This is a genomic window from Pseudoalteromonas sp. TP27, from assembly GCF_056470645.1.
The window spans coordinates 15370-31638 of the sequence record NZ_JARDAK010000002.1 but is presented as its reverse complement, the minus strand read 5'-3'; the positions used below and the strand labels follow the sequence as shown (position 1 = coordinate 31638).

Here is a 16269-nt window from a genome sequence, read left to right as displayed (position 1 = left end):
TTTTTTATACGTAAAGTTGAGCGCGTTACTTAACTTATCATTTAATCAATAAACTAAAGCTGAGCAAAGCTATCCACATATTTACTGAGTTTTGGTATATCGACTGCTTGTAAGCCATCGTTACTTCTAAGTACCAAACCTTTTTCTACGAGTTCAGTAACAACACGCCTGTAAGCTCGCTCAGTGGTAGCAAAGCGTTCGGCTTCAGCATTTACAGTTGGGTAGGCTCTAAGTAGCGTAGGGTTGTTGTTCTCGGCTCTTAGTAAGCAATCTTTAGCTATGTTATAGCTAAGTGGTAGTAATAACTTATCTAAATTGATTTTTTGGTTCTCTTGAAACTTAGCCGCAATGGTTTGTGCGGTGTACAAGCTTAGTTCTGGCTTTTCAAGCAGTAGAGCACGCCAATGCCTTAATTCAATAAGGTTATAAGTCACATCACTAAAGCACGTGACCGTATAAATACACGGATTATTATTTAGCGCTTCTATTTCACCTATAAGGGTGTTGTTACAATCCAATTGTCCTAACAGCAGGCGTCGTCCATTACCTACGTCGTAACTAAACGACACAGTGCCACTGCGTACAAGCACAAGCTTGCTTAAAGGCTGATCTTGATGGATCAGGACTTCTTTTTTTGATTGTTGATAGCTACTACCGGCAAAGGTTAAAAGCTGATCAACAAGATAACTAGAAAAATGGTATTGAAACATCAATGTGCTCTTCGGACATTTGTCCTATTTATTACATCTTAATGACGATAGCATTAAGACACTAAGAATTTACGCTAACTTGCTACTAATATTATTAGCTTTGCTAAGAGTATTATTTTACCTTCATTTCCCGTGTAATGATTTAAGAAGTTGCTGGTGTTTTCCGGCAAGTTTTTCAGGTTTTTTAAGCAGGTTAGCTTTTTTATTTCGTTGTAACTTTGCAATACTTACAAATGCCATAAGCTAGCAGTACATGTAATGCTAACCTAAAGGCTAGGAGAGAACAATTGAGTTGGGAATATTTAGGTTATATTGCATCAGCTTTATTGGTCGCATCGTTAACAATGACAGATGTAGTAAAACTACGTTGGTATAACATGTTTGGTTGTATGGTGTTTACTGCATATGGTGTTGCCATTGACGCAACACCTGTGATTTTTACTAACGGCTTGTTGTCGTTAGTAAACATGTATCACATCATAAAAATATACCGCAAACCTACAGTTGAAGACATTAAAAGCTAAAATAATAGCCTATCCCCAAAAGATAAATTAATGGGCCTGATTAAAATTAAAAGCTCGCCTGAGTATCTGTTCATTCTTTTTAAATAATACACTTCACACAATAGTTTTATACAAATTGCTTTTTGTTCTGTATTCAATAAACCTACAAACCTTTGTAACCCTCTTAAATAATGAACTCCCTTTAGCGCAGGTGAACTCTTATGTTTCACTTAATTGGTTAGTTTACTCTAATGTCGTTGGTATAAATTTGTGTGAAACCTATAAAATTTCCATAAAAAAATCCGATAACAACAGCTGCTATCGGATTTTTATTAGGGCCTGTTGACCTTTCAGGATTAAAATTTGTTCAATCTAGGGGCAATTTAATCGCGGCGCGAGGTTTGTAACCTAGTGGGCTAAGTAAAAACCGAGCAACAAAGAGTAAATTGCCCCTAGGCAGAACCCTTCGGGCAGCGCATGTTTGGCATTTATGCTGCGTTATCGCCTATTCATGGGGAAAAACCACACTGCATAGGCTCTGTCTTGCCTAAATACCAAACAGTCTGCTGCAAATTTAATCTCAAAAGATAAACAGGCCCTAGTATATTTACGCTTTTTCTAAATCTTCAACGTCGCCTAAACCCGCTGTTAGCTCTTCAAGTAATTGCTTTATTTCTTCAGAAGCTAAAATAAAGTCAGCATCAAGTTTTAAAGCCATATCTTCTTTAGGAATATCTGCGTTTTCTTCTTTTAGAGTTTCAGAGTAGCTTAAACGTTTGATAGAGCCATCGTTTTGCAGCATAAACTTAAGACGCTCTTGCCAATCAAGGGCTAGTTTAGTTACGCGTTTACCACTTTCTAAATGCGATTTAACTTCATCACATGATAGGTCATGACCTTTAAGCTTTACTTGTGCGCCGCTGTCGTCTGCTTCTTCAAGTTCAGCATCTGAGCCAATAGCAAAACCTTCTGGTGTACTAAAGTTAGTTAACCAATCAGTTAAAAATACATCTAGATCGTAGTTAGCAAACGCAGGTACAACCGGAAGCGTTCCTAACGATTTACGAAGTAATGCCAGTAGCTCTTCTGCTTTATTAAAGCTTCCGCTATTTACAACAACCCAACCGTTTTCTTGGTCAATAAAAGCAAACTGCAAGCTCGACTTTTTAAATGCTTGAGGTAGTAGGGTGTGAAGAATGTTTTCTTTTAATTCGTCTTTTTCTTTCTTTTTAACTGGACGGTTTTCTTCAGCTTCTATCAGATCAATTTTCTCAGCGACTAGCTCGTTAATAACAGAAGCCGGAAGTACTTTTTCTTCACGTTTAGCGCAAACTAAAATACTTTTTTGAGAAAAATGCGATAGCGTATCGCCATGCTTTCCAAACGCTTTTGTCCAACCAAATGTAGCAAGCTCTTGGCCCGTACATGGGCGAAATAAATCTTGCTCTAATGCTTTGTCAAAATCTTCTTGAGTGTATGAAACGTCTTGCTTAAAGCGGTAACAAATAAGGTTACTAAACCACATAGGGGAATTAATCCATTTGAAAAATTTGTACAATCATAGCAATAAAAACAGTATCTCGAAATGACTGATTTGTTACTGTTGAATATGAATAAATTTAACGCATGTACTTTTATTTATTCATATTTATCAAAAATAGGTAGAGGCTTAGCCATGTTCTTTGGAAATTGAATATAGTAACGCAAGCCTTTGCCAGGTTCACTCGTTGCATCAATAGAACCACTAAGGGTTTGTTTAACTAAATTAAGCATTATGTGGGTGCCTAATCCGCTACCGCCTTCATCTCGTTTAGTCGTAAAGAATGGGTCAAATAATTTTTTTAATTGCTCATTGGTAACACCGTTACCATCATCTTTGTAATCAATAGTTAAGTTGGTGTCATCTGCGCTTATTTTAATATTCATTACACCGTTGCTTTTACCTTCAAAGCCATGAATGAGTGAGTTCATAATTAGGTTAGTAAAAATTTGGCTTATAGCCCCTGCAGGTAAATTTAAAACTAAATCATCAGGACATTCTAATTTTATAGTGTGGGATGTCTTTTTTAGTTGTGGGTGCAGTGAGCGTATTACTTCGTTAGTGTAATCTTTAAAGTTAATGGTTCTTACTGCTTCACTGGCTTGATCGACCGCTATTTGTTTAAAGCTGGCAATAAGTTCTGAAGCTCTATCTAAGTTAGTCGTTAGTAAGCTTGTGCTTTGTTTCGCTTCGTTAATAAATTCTTCTAGTGCTTTTGGTGAAAGCGTTTTTTCGGTATAGGCATTTTCGAGTTTATTTAAACGCTCTTGTAAAAACGAAATTGCCGTTACGCCAATGCCAATGGGGGTATTTATATCGTGCGTAATACCTGCCACCAGCCCGCCTAGCGCAGCCATTTTTTCTGTGCCTAATAAGCGCTCCTGTGCAAGACTTAGCTCTTCTATATATCGCTGAGATTCAGTTTGTTTTGTAATTAACTCTTGCTCTGTGCTGCGGCGTAAATCAATTTCTTCCGTGAGGACAATTTTTTGCTTTTCGAGTTCGTACTTTTGCTGCTGTAAATCCATCATTGCTTGGCTTAAGTTTGATGTTTTACGAGCTACGTCTTGTTCAAGCTGTATGTTGTGATGATCGAGCTTTTCGTTACTTATAATGAGTTCTTTTTGGGTATGCTCAAGCTCTTTTCTATACTGAACCACTTTATCTATTAGTTTGTTAAACGACTGCTCCATTACTTTTAGTTCGTTATGCTCTTCTGTCTCTATTTCTATGTGCTGGCCTTCTAGCTCATCTATTTCTAAATTTTCTAGTTGTTCAGTGAGTTCAGTTAAAGGCTCTGTTAGGAGTTTTCTAAATGCCATTAAAAACAGAATTATCAAAAATGTTGTTTTGATCATCGCATTACCAATCAAAAAGTAGATTGATACCATAATGCGACTAAATACAACTTCTCGACTTGAGAATAAGGTAACGTCGCCGACTTGGGTAGCACGACCTGAAAACTCAAAAATAAGTGGGAAGGTGTAACCAAATAAACCTGATTTACTATCCTCTAAAATAACTTCCTCTTGCACTAACTGTTGGTTATAAAGCTTGTGTATATCGAGCGATCGTCCTAACTGTGAAATAATTTCGCCGCTATCGTCACGAACAATAATTCCCTCAATCATAGGGATGGCGAGTAAACCTTCTGCCGTTGTAATTGTTTGCTTAGTATTAAGCTCCCAAATTGCACGCGTTAAGCTACGGCTAAAAGTTTTTTGTAATGTACTCAATTCGTCACGAATATAGTCTTTAGTGTTGAGGTACTCAGCAAGCACCTGTCCGCAAGTCACTACAAAGGTAAGTAAAAAATAAACGGATAAAACGCTAGTCAGTAGCTTTTTTGAAAGGCTTTTCTTTAACATGAGTGACTTGTACATCCTTAGTTATTTTTATGACGTTACTATAATTATTTAAAATTTAGTCAATAAACCTCTAAAAATAAATAAAAAAGTTAATGTTTAGTAACTTTAACTAGCAAAACTGGTATGTAAGATCAAAGTAACCAAACGAAGTTATAGATTAGTTATTTTGTTACCTGCTAAGGATTGTCGCTTTGATTTCGTTAACCATAAAAAAATAGATTTATTCTATATCAATTCATTGAATTGAATTATTAATGTGTTGGTTATTTAGGAACGTGTTAAAGTACCTTAAGTGCAAAAGAAAGTGTTATTTTAATAACCTTTCAATAGCCTTTTAATAACTTTAATGGTTGTGTAGTAGTAAACATGATGAAATTTTCGATATTAGTTTGTGATGATTCTGCAGTTGCTCGTAAGCAAGTTGTACGGTGTTTAAACGAATGTATAGACGCAGAAATAGAACAAGCTATAAATGGAGCGTACGCTTTAGAACTTTTACGAGCACAAAGTTTTGATTTACTTTGCTTAGACCTAACCATGCCTGAAGTAGATGGTATACAAGTACTCGAGACTATAAAAACAGAAAAAATAGAGTGTTTTGTGTTAGTAATTTCTGCCGATATACAAGAAAAAATGAAGTTCAGAGTTATAGAACTTGGAGCGATAGATTTTGTAAATAAACCAATTGATAAAATACGCATGAATGATATTTTGCATAAATTTGGCATTCACTAGGTTTTTTTATCTTTAAAAAGACTGTTTTATCTTTTAATTTAGGGTTGACAGCATAGCCTTTGTTAAGGCAGTCTTAACCTATGAAAACAATTAATCGCGTACTGACCATTATTATTACAACCATCATTCTTACTGGATAGTGGCATAGGTCGGTGCAACAAATTTAAAGGCCTGTGTTCACTTAGAACACAGGCCTTTTTTCGTTTTATGGGATGAGGAACATAAACAATGCGCGTTTTAAAATTTGGCGGGTCTTCGCTTGCCGACTATGCATGCTTACAACAGGTAGCTCAGCTAGTTAAAGCACAATTAAAAGATGAAATGCTTTTGGTACTTTCTGCTCCAGGTGGAATGACCGACTCCTTAGTTGCACTTGCAAGTGCTGCAGAACAAGGCTCTGACTTTTCGCAGCAATGGCAAGCATTGGTAAGCCGCTGTGAAGGTTTGAAAGCTAACGTTGAAGAAAGTGGTGCGGTAGTTGCACACTGGCCAAATTTGGGCGAGCTTAAAAATAAACTAGATGGCGTGTCACTTATACAATGTTGCCCTGATCAAGTTCGCGCATTTGTAATTAGCTTTGGAGAGCGCGTTAGTGTTTCTTTAATGCAGGCTTTATTGAACTCGCACGATGCAAGATACTTAGAAGCAACAAGCTGTATCGCTTCAACTGGTGGCTATATTGATGCTGAGGCTGACTTAGTTACAAGTAAAGCTCGCTTTCAAGCTGTGCTTAAAGAAAGCCCTGCAACTATTTATATCATGCCTGGTTTTACAGCGAGTAATGATAAAGGTGAGCTTACAACGCTTGGCCGTAATGGCTCAGACTACTCAGCAGCCATTGCTGCGGCATGTTTAGAAGCTGAAATTTGCCAAATTTGGACTGACGTTGATGGCGTATATAGCGCTGACCCTCGTTACATCAAAAAAGCGACTAAGGTAGATTTCTTATCTTATAAAGAAGCGATGGAGCTTTCTTACTTTGGTGCAAAAGTACTTCACCCTAAAACAATTTTACCGTGTGCTAAAGCGGGTGTGCCGTGCGAAATTAAAAATACACATAATCCAGACGCACAAGGTTCATTAATTGGTAACGATTATTCATCAGATGAGCCAGTAAAAGCGCTTTCGAGCTTACAAGACCTTGCAATGCTAACGGTTTCAGGCCCAGGTATGAAAGGTAAAGTGGGTATGGCGTCTAAGGTATTTAATGCGCTTGCTCACGATAATGTATCAATTGTATTAATCACGCAGTCATCATGCGAATTTAGCATTAGTTTTTGTGTACACGAAACTGATTTAGCACTTGCACTTGATGCGCTACAAACTGCGTTTGAACTAGAGTTACAAGCCGGACTTATTGAACCTGTACAAGTGCAGCGCAATTTAGCCATTGTTACTTTAGTGGGCGATAACATGCGCGCACACCGTGGCTTAGCAGCTAAGTTTTTTGCATCGCTTGCACAAGCGCAAGTAAACATTGTGGCTATTGCGCAGGATTCTACAGAAAGCGCTATTTCAGCCGTGATTGACGGCGAGCTGTGTAACGACGCAGTTAAAATATGCCATGAAAACTTTTTCACGCATGTGCCGTCAATTGATGTGTTTTTACTAGGTTGTGGCTTAGTAGGGCAAGAGCTTATTAATCAGCTTGAGCGCCAGCAAGCGTGGCTTGAAAAACGTAATATTAAACTTAATTTGTATGGTGTTGCTAACTCTCGTCAGTTACACCTAGATAGTGAAGGCATTGCTTTTAATGATTGGCAGCAAAAATTGGCCTCATCTGAGCAAGCCTTTGATTTAAAAATAGTAGAGCAATTTGTTAAGCAAAATCATTTAGTAAATCCTGTGCTTGTTGACTGTACATCGTCAGACGCACTCGCTGCGCAATATGTAGACTTTTTAAATGCAGGTTTTCATGTGGTTGCCGCTAATAAAAAAGCAACAACGAGCTCATACACGTATTACCAAGATTTAATTGCTGCTACGCAAAAGAATAATCGTAAATTTCTATACGAAACAAACGTTGGTGCAGGCTTACCTGTAATCGACAACTTACAGTCATTATTTGGTGCCGGTGATGAGTTATTAGAGTTTAGCGGTATTTTGTCAGGCTCACTTTCGTACATGTTTGGTGCACTTCAAGATGGTTTATCACTTTCTGAGGCAACTATTAAAGCCAAAGAGAGCGGCTTTACAGAGCCAGATCCTCGTGATGACTTATCGGGTACCGATGTAGCACGTAAGTTACTGATTATTGCTCGCGAAGCGGGTATGAAATTAGAGCTAAGCGATATTGAAGTTGAGTCAGTATTACCACAAGGTTTTGCACAAGATGATAATGTTGATGAGTTTATGGCAAAACTACCAAACCTAGATGCTGATTTTAACGACCGTATTAAAAGCGCAGCGAGCGAAGGTAAGGTGCTTCGCTATGTAGGTACAATTAAAGAAGGCCACTGTAAAGTAGGTATTGAAGCGGTAGATGCAAAACATGCGCTTAGTGTCATTCGTGATGGCGAAAACGCGCTGGCTATTTTAAGTCAATACTATCAACCACGTCCGTTTGTCATTCGTGGTTATGGCGCCGGCTCTGAAGTAACAGCAGCGGGTGTGTTTGCAGATATTTTAAAAACATTATCGCGCTAGGAGCCTATTATGATTGAAGTATATGCTCCGGCATCTATTGGTAATTTTGCAGTAGGTTTTGATGCCCTTGGTGCAGCACTTGCGCCAATAGATGGCAGTTTATTAGGCGATGTAGCTGTTGTAAGCGCCGCATCAAGCGATGAATTTATTTGCACAGGCGAATATGCTCATAAGTTACCAAGTGATGCTAATGAGAATTTAGCGTACCAGTGTTTAGTGCATTTTAGAGCGCATGTTGCGCCTAATATGCCAAGCGTAAAGCTTGAGCTTAAAAAGAATTTACCAATTGGCTCAGGGCTTGGCTCTAGTGCGTGTTCGGTCGTGGCTACTTTTGCTGCCCTTGATAAGTTTGCAAAAACTAATTTAAGTCAGGTTGAGCTTATTGAGCTTATGGCTGACTTTGAAGCGGTTGTAAGTGGTGGTCGTCATTACGATAATATTACGCCATGTTATTTAGGTGGTTTGCAATTAACAGGTGATTTAATCCCTGATAAATCAATTGCACTGCCTGTTGACGATAATTGGTATTACGTTGCTGCGTTTCCTGGTTTTTCGCTAAATACAGCAAAAGCACGCTCTGTTTTGCCAAAAGAGATGAGCATGCATGCAAGTGTTGAGTTTGCACAGCGATTATCGGCATTTAGTAGTTTGCTGTTAACTAATCGTTTTGACGATGCGCTTAGCATAATGAAAGATGAAATAGCAGAACCTTACCGCGCACCGCTTATTAAAGGTTTTAGTGAAGCCAAAGCAAGCCTGCCAAAACTAGGCGCTGAAATAGTGAGTATTTCGGGTGCAGGACCAACGCTATTTACTGTATGTAAAACACTTGAAGCTGCGCAGCAATGCGCACAGTGGTTAGAGGCAAACTACATTAACGATCAAGGCTTTTGCCACATTTGTAAATTAGATAACGACGGCACGCGTCAATTAACAGTTTTATAGGATAGGTAGTCATGCAATTACATAATTTAAAAGAGTGTTCACAAAAAGTGTCGTTCGTTGAAGCCGTAAAAACAGGTTTAGGCCGTAACCAAGGTGTATTTTTTCCAGAATCATTGGCGCCACTGTCCGATGTTGATGCATTGCTTGATATGGACTTTGTTACGCGCAGCGGCAAAATATTATCTCACCTAATTGGTGATGAGTTACCAGGCGATACTGTGGCACAAATGGTTAAAAATGCATTTAACTTTCCGGTTAAGCTGGTGGAAGTTGAAGAAAACACCTACTGTTTAGAGCTGTTTCATGGTCCTACACTTGCGTTTAAAGACTTTGGCGGTCGCTTTATGGCAGAGTGTTTAGCGCAGTTTAATAAAGATGAAAAAGTAACTATTTTAACCGCAACATCAGGCGATACTGGTGCAGCTGTAGCGCATGCTTTTTATAATAAACCAAATATCGATGTTGTTATTTTATACCCTAAAGGCAAAATTTCACTTGCTCAGCAAAAGCTATTTACTACGCTAGGTAACAATATTCATTGTTATGCAGTTGAAGGCAGCTTCGATGATTGCCAAGAGCTGGTTAAAAATGCCTTTTTAGATGAAGAAGTTAAATCAACACTTGGGCTTAACTCAGCTAACTCAATTAACATTAGCCGTTTAGTTGCTCAGGTTTGTTATTACTTTGAAGCCATTGCACAGCTACCAAAAGAAAAACGCGCAACAGCGCATATATCAGTGCCAAGTGGTAATTTTGGTAATGTGTGCGCTGCAATGATTGGTGCGGTTATTGGTTTACCTGTTGGCAAATTAAGTGCAACAACAAACCAAAACGATACTGTGCCGCGATTTATGCTTGATAAAACGTGGACGCCAAACGCAACTCTTGAGTCGCTTTCAAATGCGATGGATGTAAGTAAGCCAAACAATTGGCCGCGTGTACAAACAATGTTAGATAATAACTGGTTTAGCTACGATAATTTTTATTCAACAAGCGTAAACGAGCAAGACACGCAAACCGTGATGAAAAAAATTCAACAAACTGGCTATGTTGCAGAGCCTCATACTGCGATTGCTTACCAAGGTCTTGTTGAAAATCGTGCTCCTGGTGCAGCGGGTATCTTTTTAGCAACGGCTCATCCCGCTAAGTTTAAAGAAAGCGTAGAAGATATTTTAAATATTGAATTGGATATGCCAAAACCACTTAGCGACGCATTAGCAAAACCATGCTTAGCTAGCGATATAAATGCCGATTACGACGCATTACGCACTGAAATGCTGGCTAAGTTAGGTTAGTGAAAAAGAGTAATTGAAGCGGCTTAGGCCGCTTTTTTTATAACTGTAAATAATAAAAATAAGCCGCTTTCATTAGCTAATTAAATGTAGGAAATAAAATTCATTTAAAATAGTTATGTGTTTATTAAGAAATATCATCTTAAAAGGGCTGTGAAATACTCTCAATCCCTGTTTAAATATCCTCAACTTAAGAGCGTAGGCAAAGAGTCGTTTAAAGCGTACAATAAAGCCTCTAAAAAAACACCATACACGTTGCCCTAGGAGACCCCAATGTTAGAACGTAGCATGAATATTTCGGATTTTGATCCAGAGTTATTTGACGCGATAACCAAAGAAACTGCTCGCCAAGAAGAGCATATCGAACTAATCGCTTCAGAAAACTACTGTAGCCCACGCGTACTAGAAGCGCAGGGTTCACAGCTTACAAACAAATACGCAGAAGGTTACCCTGGCAAACGTTATTATGGCGGTTGTGAGCATGTAGATGTTGTTGAGCAATTAGCAATTGACCGTGCTAACGAATTATTTGGTTCTGACTACGCTAACGTACAGCCACATGCTGGTTCGCAAGCAAATGCGGCTGTTTTTCTAGCATTATTAGATGCTGGCGATACTGTACTAGGTATGAGCTTAGCTCATGGTGGTCACTTAACTCACGGTTCTCACGTAAGCTTCTCTGGTAAGCTTTACAATGCAATCCAATACGGACTAGATGAAGCAACGGGCGAAATTGATTACGCACAAGTTGAAGCGCTAGCACTTGAGCACAAACCAAAAATGATTATTGGTGGTTTCTCAGCGTACTCAGGTATTGTTGATTGGGCTAAGTTCCGTGAAATTGCTGATAAAGTAGGTGCTTACCTGTTTGTTGATATGGCTCACGTTGCCGGCTTGATTGCGGCAGGCGTTTACCCAAGCCCAGTACCTCATGCACACGTTGTAACAACAACTACGCATAAAACACTTGCAGGCCCTCGTGGTGGTTTAATTATTTCTGCATGTGGCGACGAAGCTATTTACAAAAAGCTTAACAGCGCTGTTTTCCCTGGTGGCCAAGGCGGTCCTTTATGTCATGTTATTGCAGCAAAAGCAGTGGCATTTAAAGAAGCACTTCAACCAGAGTTTAAAGTATACCAAACACAAGTTGTTAAAAACGCAAAAGCAATGGTTGCAGTTATGCAAGAACGTGGCTACAAAATCGTTTCTGACAAAACTGAAAACCACTTATTCTTACTTGATTTAATCGACAAAGATATTACTGGTAAAGATGCGGACGCTGCCCTAGGCAACGCTAACATCACAGTTAATAAAAACTCAGTGCCAAACGATCCACGCTCACCGTTTGTAACATCTGGTTTGCGTATTGGTTCTCCTGCAATCACTCGTCGTGGTTTTAAAGAAGAAGAATCAAAAGAGCTTGCTGGCTGGATTTGTGACGTGCTAGATAACATCTCAGATGAATCTGTACAGGCGCAAGTTAAAGAAAAAGTAAAAGCTATTTGTGCAAAATTACCTGTATACGCTTAATTACATAAGCAGCAGTAATTTAGAGCACAACTGTTTAGTTTTTTGCTAAGATAAAAGGCCGCTATTTAGCGGTCTTTTTTGTTTTAAAACGGAAGTACCGAGTTATGCATTGTCCATTTTGTACCGCAAAAGATACTAAAGTAATTGACTCACGCCTTGTTGGCGGAGGCCATCAAGTTCGCAGGCGTCGTGAATGTAACGATTGCCACGAGCGCTTTACTACATTTGAAGGCGCTGAACTGGTTATGCCTCGCGTTGTTAAGCAAGATGGCAGCCGGGAACCGTTTAACGAGGATAAGCTTTTAAATGGCTTAAATCGCGCACTCGAAAAACGCCCAGTGAGTACAGAGCAAGTAGATGAAGTTGTAAATATAATAAAATCACAACTACGCGCAACGGGTGAGCGAGAAATTTCAAGCCATTTGGTGGGCGAATGTATTATGGAAGCACTTAAAAAACTCGATAAAGTTGCGTACGTAAGATTTGCTTCTGTTTATCGCTCGTTTGAAGACATACGCGAATTTGGCGAAGAAATTGCCCGTTTAGGGGAGTAATAATGCAAAGCCAAACTATTTTTACCGAACATGACGAAATGTATATGGCACGCGCCATAGAGCTTGCCAAAAAAGGCCGGTTTACTACCACGCCTAACCCTAATGTTGGCTGCGTATTAGTTAAAAATAATCAAATAATTGGTGAAGGTTTTCATCAGTTAGCAGGCCAAGGCCATGCTGAAGTCAATGCGCTAGCAATAGCTGGCAACAATGCAAAAGGCGCTACCGCTTATGTAACGCTTGAGCCTTGCAGTCATTATGGACGTACGCCACCGTGCGCTGAAGGCTTAAAAGCCGCAGGGGTGATAAAAGTGATTGCCGCAATGGTTGATACAAATCCACAAGTTGCAGGTAAAGGTCTTAAAATACTGAGCGATGCCGGTATTGACGTTGCTTATGGGTTACTTGAATCGCAAGCTCGCGCATTAAATTTAGGTTTTTTTAAGCGAATGGAACAAGGCTTACCTTATGTGACCTGTAAAATGGCAGCAAGCATAGATGGTAAAACAGCGCTTAAAAATGGGCAAAGTAAGTGGATCACAAGTCCCGCTGCTCGCCAAGACGTACAATTATACCGAGCGCAAAGCTGCGCTATTTTAACCGGTGCCGATACCGTGTTAGTAGACGATGCTAAACTTAATGTACGACCAAGCGAGTTGCCTTGCACGCTACCTACCGATTTACCGCTTCGCCAGCCCGTGCGTGTTATAATTGACTCGCAAAATCGCTTAACACCTGACCTTGCTTTATTTAAAATCCAAAGTGATGTAATAATATTTACGAATAAGGTTGATAAATCACTGCAATGGCCGCATTTTGTAAAGCATATTGAAGTAAGTGAAAGTAACGGTAAAGTTGATTTACAGGCTGTTTTAGAAAAGCTTGGGCAACTGCAGTTTAATAATGTGTGGCTTGAGAGCGGAGCAACACTTGCTGGTAAAATGGCAGAGCTTAATTTAGTTGACGAGTTTGTTTTTTATTTGGCGCCTAAATTAATGGGCCATGATGCAAAAAGTTTAGTTAACTTTCCTGAATTGACGAGTATGCAAAACACCGTTGATTTAACATTTAATGAATGTGCGCGCATTGGTGACGATTTACGTATCACCGCGTTAAAAGCTCATTAAAACCACTTAATAAAAAAGAGTAGCGCTATGTTTACTGGAATAATAGAAGCCACAGGCAAAATTGCTTTATTACAAAAAAAACAAGGCGACCTAGCTATTCGCATTCAAAGTGCTGATCTTGATATGAAAGATGTAAAGCTAGGCGACAGCATTGCAACCAATGGCGTTTGCTTAACCGTAGTTGATAAACATATTGACGGTTTTAGTGCTGATTTATCTAACGAGACGATTGGTTTAACCGGTTTTGCTCACTATGCTTTAGGGCAAACGGTTAATCTTGAAAAAGCCATGCAACCTGTTTCGCGTTTAGGCGGTCATTTAGTATCAGGCCATGTTGATGGCATTGCGACTATCACAAGTATTGCAGCAAATGCGCGAGCAACAGAATATTGGCTTACAACCGACGAAAATTTAATGAAATACATTCCGTACAAAGGTTCGGTATGTATTGATGGTATAAGCCTGACAGTAAACGCTGTAGAGGGCAATAAATTCAAATTAACAATTGTCCCACACACGAGTGAGCAGACCACAATTGCTCATTTTAAAGTTGGTACTCAAGTTAATTTAGAAGTCGATCAAATTGCACGTTATTTAGAGCGCCTTATAAAAGGTGCAGAGCAACCAACGGGCTCTGATATTTCGATGAGCTTACTCGCAAAAGCGGGTTTTATTAAATAACGAAACTGATAACTTACACGAGCAAATTTATGAATTTACACAGCGCACAAGAAATCATCGACGATATTAAAGCCGGTAAAATGGTTATTTTAATGGATGATGAAGATAGAGAAAATGAAGGCGATTTAATAATAGCTGCTGAGCATATTAGCGCACAAGCGATTAACTTTATGGCGACTCATGGCCGTGGTTTAATTTGTTTAACCATGACGCAAGATCGTTGTGAGCAACTTGATTTACCGTTAATGGTTAAAAACAATGGTGCTGCATTTTCGACTAACTTTACAATGTCGATAGAAGCATCAAAAGGTGTTACAACAGGTATTTCAGCGGCAGATAGAGCGCGTACAGTGCAAGCGGCTATAGCTAAAGGCGCAGTGCCAACTGATATCGTTCAGCCTGGTCATATTTTTCCTATTATGGCACAACCTGGCGGCGTATTAACTCGTGCAGGACACACTGAAGCTGGCTGTGATTTAGCTCGTTTAGCTGGGCTTGAAGCATCCTCTGTTATTGTTGAAATACTTAATGCCGATGGCACCATGGCGCGTCGCCCTGATTTAGAAGTGTTTGCGAAAGAGCACGATATTAAAATTGGTACTATTGCTGATTTAATTGAATACCGTAACTTAAATGAAACAACAATTGAGCAAGTTGCAAAATGTAAGTTGCCTACTGTTCACGGTGAGTTTGATTTAGTGACTTACAAAGACACAATTGACGGCCAATTACATTATGTATTGCTTAATGGCGACATAAAAGAGCAAGAACCGACAAATGTACGTGTACATTTGCAAAGCACTTTTAACGATATCCTACTTTCAGACAGAAGTGCTGATCGCAGCTGGGGCCTTTCTGAAGCAATGGCCTATATTGCTAAAAATAAAGGTGCTTTAGTTATTTTAGGTAAGCAAGAAAGTACTGAAGAGTTAGAGGCAACTGTAAAAGCATTTGCAGCAGCTGATGCTGGCGAAAGCGTTACGCCACGTAAATTCAAAGGTACATCTCGTACTGTTGGCGTAGGTTCGCAAATACTTGCAGATCTGGGAATTAAACAGATGCGCTTAATGAGTCGTCCTAAAAAGTATCATGCACTTTCGGGCTTTCATTTAGAAGTTGTTGATTACATTGAGCCACAATAAGCATCACGCTTAAACTAGGCTATTATTTTATTTTTATGGTATGATGCGCAGCAATTTTTGCGCAATCGCAACCGCTTGAACTTATTTTTAGGGTTATCAAATGAAAATTATTGAAGGTAATAAGTACGCTCCAGGCAAGAAATTTGCCATTGTCATTTCTCGTTTTAATGACTTTATTGGCAGCAGCCTCCTTGCAGGTGCTGTTGATGAGCTAAAACGCACTGGCGGCGTATCTGATGACGACATTACCGTTATTTATGTACCAGGTGCGGTAGAATTACCTTTAGCGGCTAAACGCGTTGCGGCAAAAAAAGAGTATGATGCAATCATCGCATTAGGCGTAGTGATCAGAGGTGGTACACCACACTTTGACCTAGTTGCTGGCGAATCAAACAAAGGTCTTGCGCAAGTATCACTTGAGTATGATATCCCGGTTGCATTTGGCGTATTAACCACAGAAAGCATTGAACAAGCAATTGAGCGTGCTGGCACCAAAATGGGCAATAAAGGCGGCGAAGCTGCTTTAGGCGCGCTTGAAATGGTTAATGTGTTAGATAAAATTTAAGTTTAAGGAATTTTTGTGAAACCAGCAGCAAGACGTAAAGCACGTATCTTAGCACTCCAAGCCGTTTATTCTTGGCAAATAAGTGGCAATTTAATTGCCGATATCGAACAACAAATGTTGATCGAAACAGACGTTACTAAAATTGATGTTGAATACTTTAAAGACCTAGCGACAGGTGTTGCTGTAAATTACAAGCAACTAGATGAAGCTGTATCGCCACATTTAACACGTCCGTTTAATGACTTAGATATGGTTGAGCGCGCAATTTTACGTTTAAGCAGCTATGAGCTTAAGTTCCGCGACGATGTACCTTATAAAGTTGCTATCAACGAAGGTATCGAGCTGGCCAAAATATTTGGCGCTGAAGACAGCCATAAATTTGTAAACGGTGTACTTGATAAAGCTGTTAAGCATTTACGCAAGTAAGTAAC

Annotated in this window: 15 protein-coding genes; 12 read left to right on the top strand and 3 right to left on the bottom strand. The window is 39.3% G+C overall.

Translation table 11 applies throughout. From position 1 onward, the window contains the following. Positions 1 to 53 precede the first annotated feature (53 nt). Complete coding sequence (locus PX700_RS02405) at positions 54 to 710, bottom strand: Crp/Fnr family transcriptional regulator (protein ID WP_415636449.1); 657 nt, start codon at positions 708 to 710, stop codon at positions 54 to 56. A gap of 287 nt (positions 711 to 997) precedes the next feature. On the opposite strand from PX700_RS02405, the gene PX700_RS02400 reads away from it, so the two are divergent. Next, the gene (locus PX700_RS02400; RefSeq protein WP_415636450.1) at positions 998 to 1234 is read left to right on the top strand and encodes a uroporphyrinogen decarboxylase; all 237 of its coding nucleotides are present in this window, start codon (positions 998 to 1000) and stop codon (positions 1232 to 1234) included. A gap of 586 nt (positions 1235 to 1820) precedes the next feature. On the opposite strand, the gene rdgC is transcribed toward PX700_RS02400, so the two are convergent. Together rdgC and PX700_RS02390 are read right to left on the bottom strand one after the other, a co-directional pair. Beyond that, positions 1821 to 2738, bottom strand: a complete 918-nt coding sequence (gene rdgC / locus PX700_RS02395; protein WP_024589755.1) for a recombination-associated protein RdgC — start codon at positions 2736 to 2738, stop codon at positions 1821 to 1823. Between the two features lie 113 nt (positions 2739 to 2851). After that, positions 2852 to 4621, bottom strand: a complete 1770-nt coding sequence (locus PX700_RS02390) for an ATP-binding protein (RefSeq protein WP_415636451.1) — start codon at positions 4619 to 4621, stop codon at positions 2852 to 2854. A 366-nt stretch (positions 4622 to 4987) separates the two neighbouring features. Here PX700_RS02390 and PX700_RS02385 point away from each other — a divergent pair, with 366 nt between their 5' ends. From PX700_RS02385 to nusB, 11 genes are all read left to right on the top strand, one after another. Next, complete coding sequence (locus tag PX700_RS02385; protein WP_415636452.1) at positions 4988 to 5356, top strand: response regulator; 369 nt, start codon at positions 4988 to 4990, stop codon at positions 5354 to 5356. A gap of 228 nt (positions 5357 to 5584) precedes the next feature. Beyond that, positions 5585 to 8002: a bifunctional aspartate kinase/homoserine dehydrogenase I gene (gene thrA, locus PX700_RS02380; protein ID WP_479519750.1), complete on the top strand. Its 2418-nt coding sequence runs from the start codon at positions 5585 to 5587 to the stop codon at positions 8000 to 8002. 9 nt (positions 8003 to 8011) lie between these two features. Then, complete coding sequence (gene thrB, locus PX700_RS02375; RefSeq protein WP_479519749.1) at positions 8012 to 8947, top strand: homoserine kinase; 936 nt, start codon at positions 8012 to 8014, stop codon at positions 8945 to 8947. 11 nt (positions 8948 to 8958) lie between these two features. Further along, the gene (gene thrC, locus PX700_RS02370; RefSeq protein WP_479519748.1) at positions 8959 to 10242 is read left to right on the top strand and encodes a threonine synthase; all 1284 of its coding nucleotides are present in this window, start codon (positions 8959 to 8961) and stop codon (positions 10240 to 10242) included. A 270-nt stretch (positions 10243 to 10512) separates the two neighbouring features. After that, positions 10513 to 11769, top strand: coding sequence for a serine hydroxymethyltransferase (gene glyA, locus PX700_RS02365; RefSeq protein ID WP_415636456.1), 1257 nt, complete (start codon positions 10513 to 10515; stop codon positions 11767 to 11769). A gap of 104 nt (positions 11770 to 11873) precedes the next feature. Further along, positions 11874 to 12323 (top strand): transcriptional regulator NrdR, encoded by a 450-nt coding sequence (nrdR, locus tag PX700_RS02360; RefSeq protein ID WP_006794272.1) that lies wholly within the window; start codon positions 11874 to 11876, stop codon positions 12321 to 12323. A gap of 2 nt (positions 12324 to 12325) precedes the next feature. Continuing rightward, entirely contained in the window at positions 12326 to 13450 is a 1125-nt protein-coding gene (ribD, locus tag PX700_RS02355) for a bifunctional diaminohydroxyphosphoribosylaminopyrimidine deaminase/5-amino-6-(5-phosphoribosylamino)uracil reductase RibD (RefSeq protein WP_479519747.1), read from the top strand. A 27-nt stretch (positions 13451 to 13477) separates the two neighbouring features. After that, the gene (locus PX700_RS02350) at positions 13478 to 14131 is read left to right on the top strand and encodes a riboflavin synthase (protein ID WP_166419234.1); all 654 of its coding nucleotides are present in this window, start codon (positions 13478 to 13480) and stop codon (positions 14129 to 14131) included. Between the two features lie 29 nt (positions 14132 to 14160). Next, entirely contained in the window at positions 14161 to 15273 is a 1113-nt protein-coding gene (ribBA, locus tag PX700_RS02345) for a bifunctional 3,4-dihydroxy-2-butanone-4-phosphate synthase/GTP cyclohydrolase II (RefSeq protein WP_479519746.1), read from the top strand. 100 nt (positions 15274 to 15373) lie between these two features. After that, the gene (gene ribH / locus PX700_RS02340) at positions 15374 to 15838 is read left to right on the top strand and encodes a 6,7-dimethyl-8-ribityllumazine synthase (RefSeq protein ID WP_002961753.1); all 465 of its coding nucleotides are present in this window, start codon (positions 15374 to 15376) and stop codon (positions 15836 to 15838) included. 15 nt (positions 15839 to 15853) lie between these two features. After that, positions 15854 to 16264: a transcription antitermination factor NusB gene (gene nusB, locus PX700_RS02335; protein ID WP_024599862.1), complete on the top strand. Its 411-nt coding sequence runs from the start codon at positions 15854 to 15856 to the stop codon at positions 16262 to 16264. Positions 16265 to 16269: the final 5 nt, after the last annotated feature.

Coding starts and splice junctions, on each gene's coding strand:
- rdgC (WP_024589755.1), bottom strand. CDS start 2,738: ATGTGGTTTAGTAACCTTATTTGTTACCGCTTTAAGCAAGACGTTTCA.
- thrC (WP_479519748.1), top strand. CDS start 8,959: ATGCAATTACATAATTTAAAAGAGTGTTCACAAAAAGTGTCGTTCGTT.
- ribBA (WP_479519746.1), top strand. CDS start 14,161: ATGAATTTACACAGCGCACAAGAAATCATCGACGATATTAAAGCCGGT.
- thrB (WP_479519749.1), top strand. CDS start 8,012: ATGATTGAAGTATATGCTCCGGCATCTATTGGTAATTTTGCAGTAGGT.
- PX700_RS02390 (WP_415636451.1), bottom strand. CDS start 4,621: ATGTTAAAGAAAAGCCTTTCAAAAAAGCTACTGACTAGCGTTTTATCC.
- PX700_RS02350 (WP_166419234.1), top strand. CDS start 13,478: ATGTTTACTGGAATAATAGAAGCCACAGGCAAAATTGCTTTATTACAA.
- ribD (WP_479519747.1), top strand. CDS start 12,326: ATGCAAAGCCAAACTATTTTTACCGAACATGACGAAATGTATATGGCA.
- thrA (WP_479519750.1), top strand. CDS start 5,585: ATGCGCGTTTTAAAATTTGGCGGGTCTTCGCTTGCCGACTATGCATGC.
- nrdR (WP_006794272.1), top strand. CDS start 11,874: ATGCATTGTCCATTTTGTACCGCAAAAGATACTAAAGTAATTGACTCA.
- glyA (WP_415636456.1), top strand. CDS start 10,513: ATGTTAGAACGTAGCATGAATATTTCGGATTTTGATCCAGAGTTATTT.
- ribH (WP_002961753.1), top strand. CDS start 15,374: ATGAAAATTATTGAAGGTAATAAGTACGCTCCAGGCAAGAAATTTGCC.
- PX700_RS02405 (WP_415636449.1), bottom strand. CDS start 710: ATGTTTCAATACCATTTTTCTAGTTATCTTGTTGATCAGCTTTTAACC.
- PX700_RS02385 (WP_415636452.1), top strand. CDS start 4,988: ATGATGAAATTTTCGATATTAGTTTGTGATGATTCTGCAGTTGCTCGT.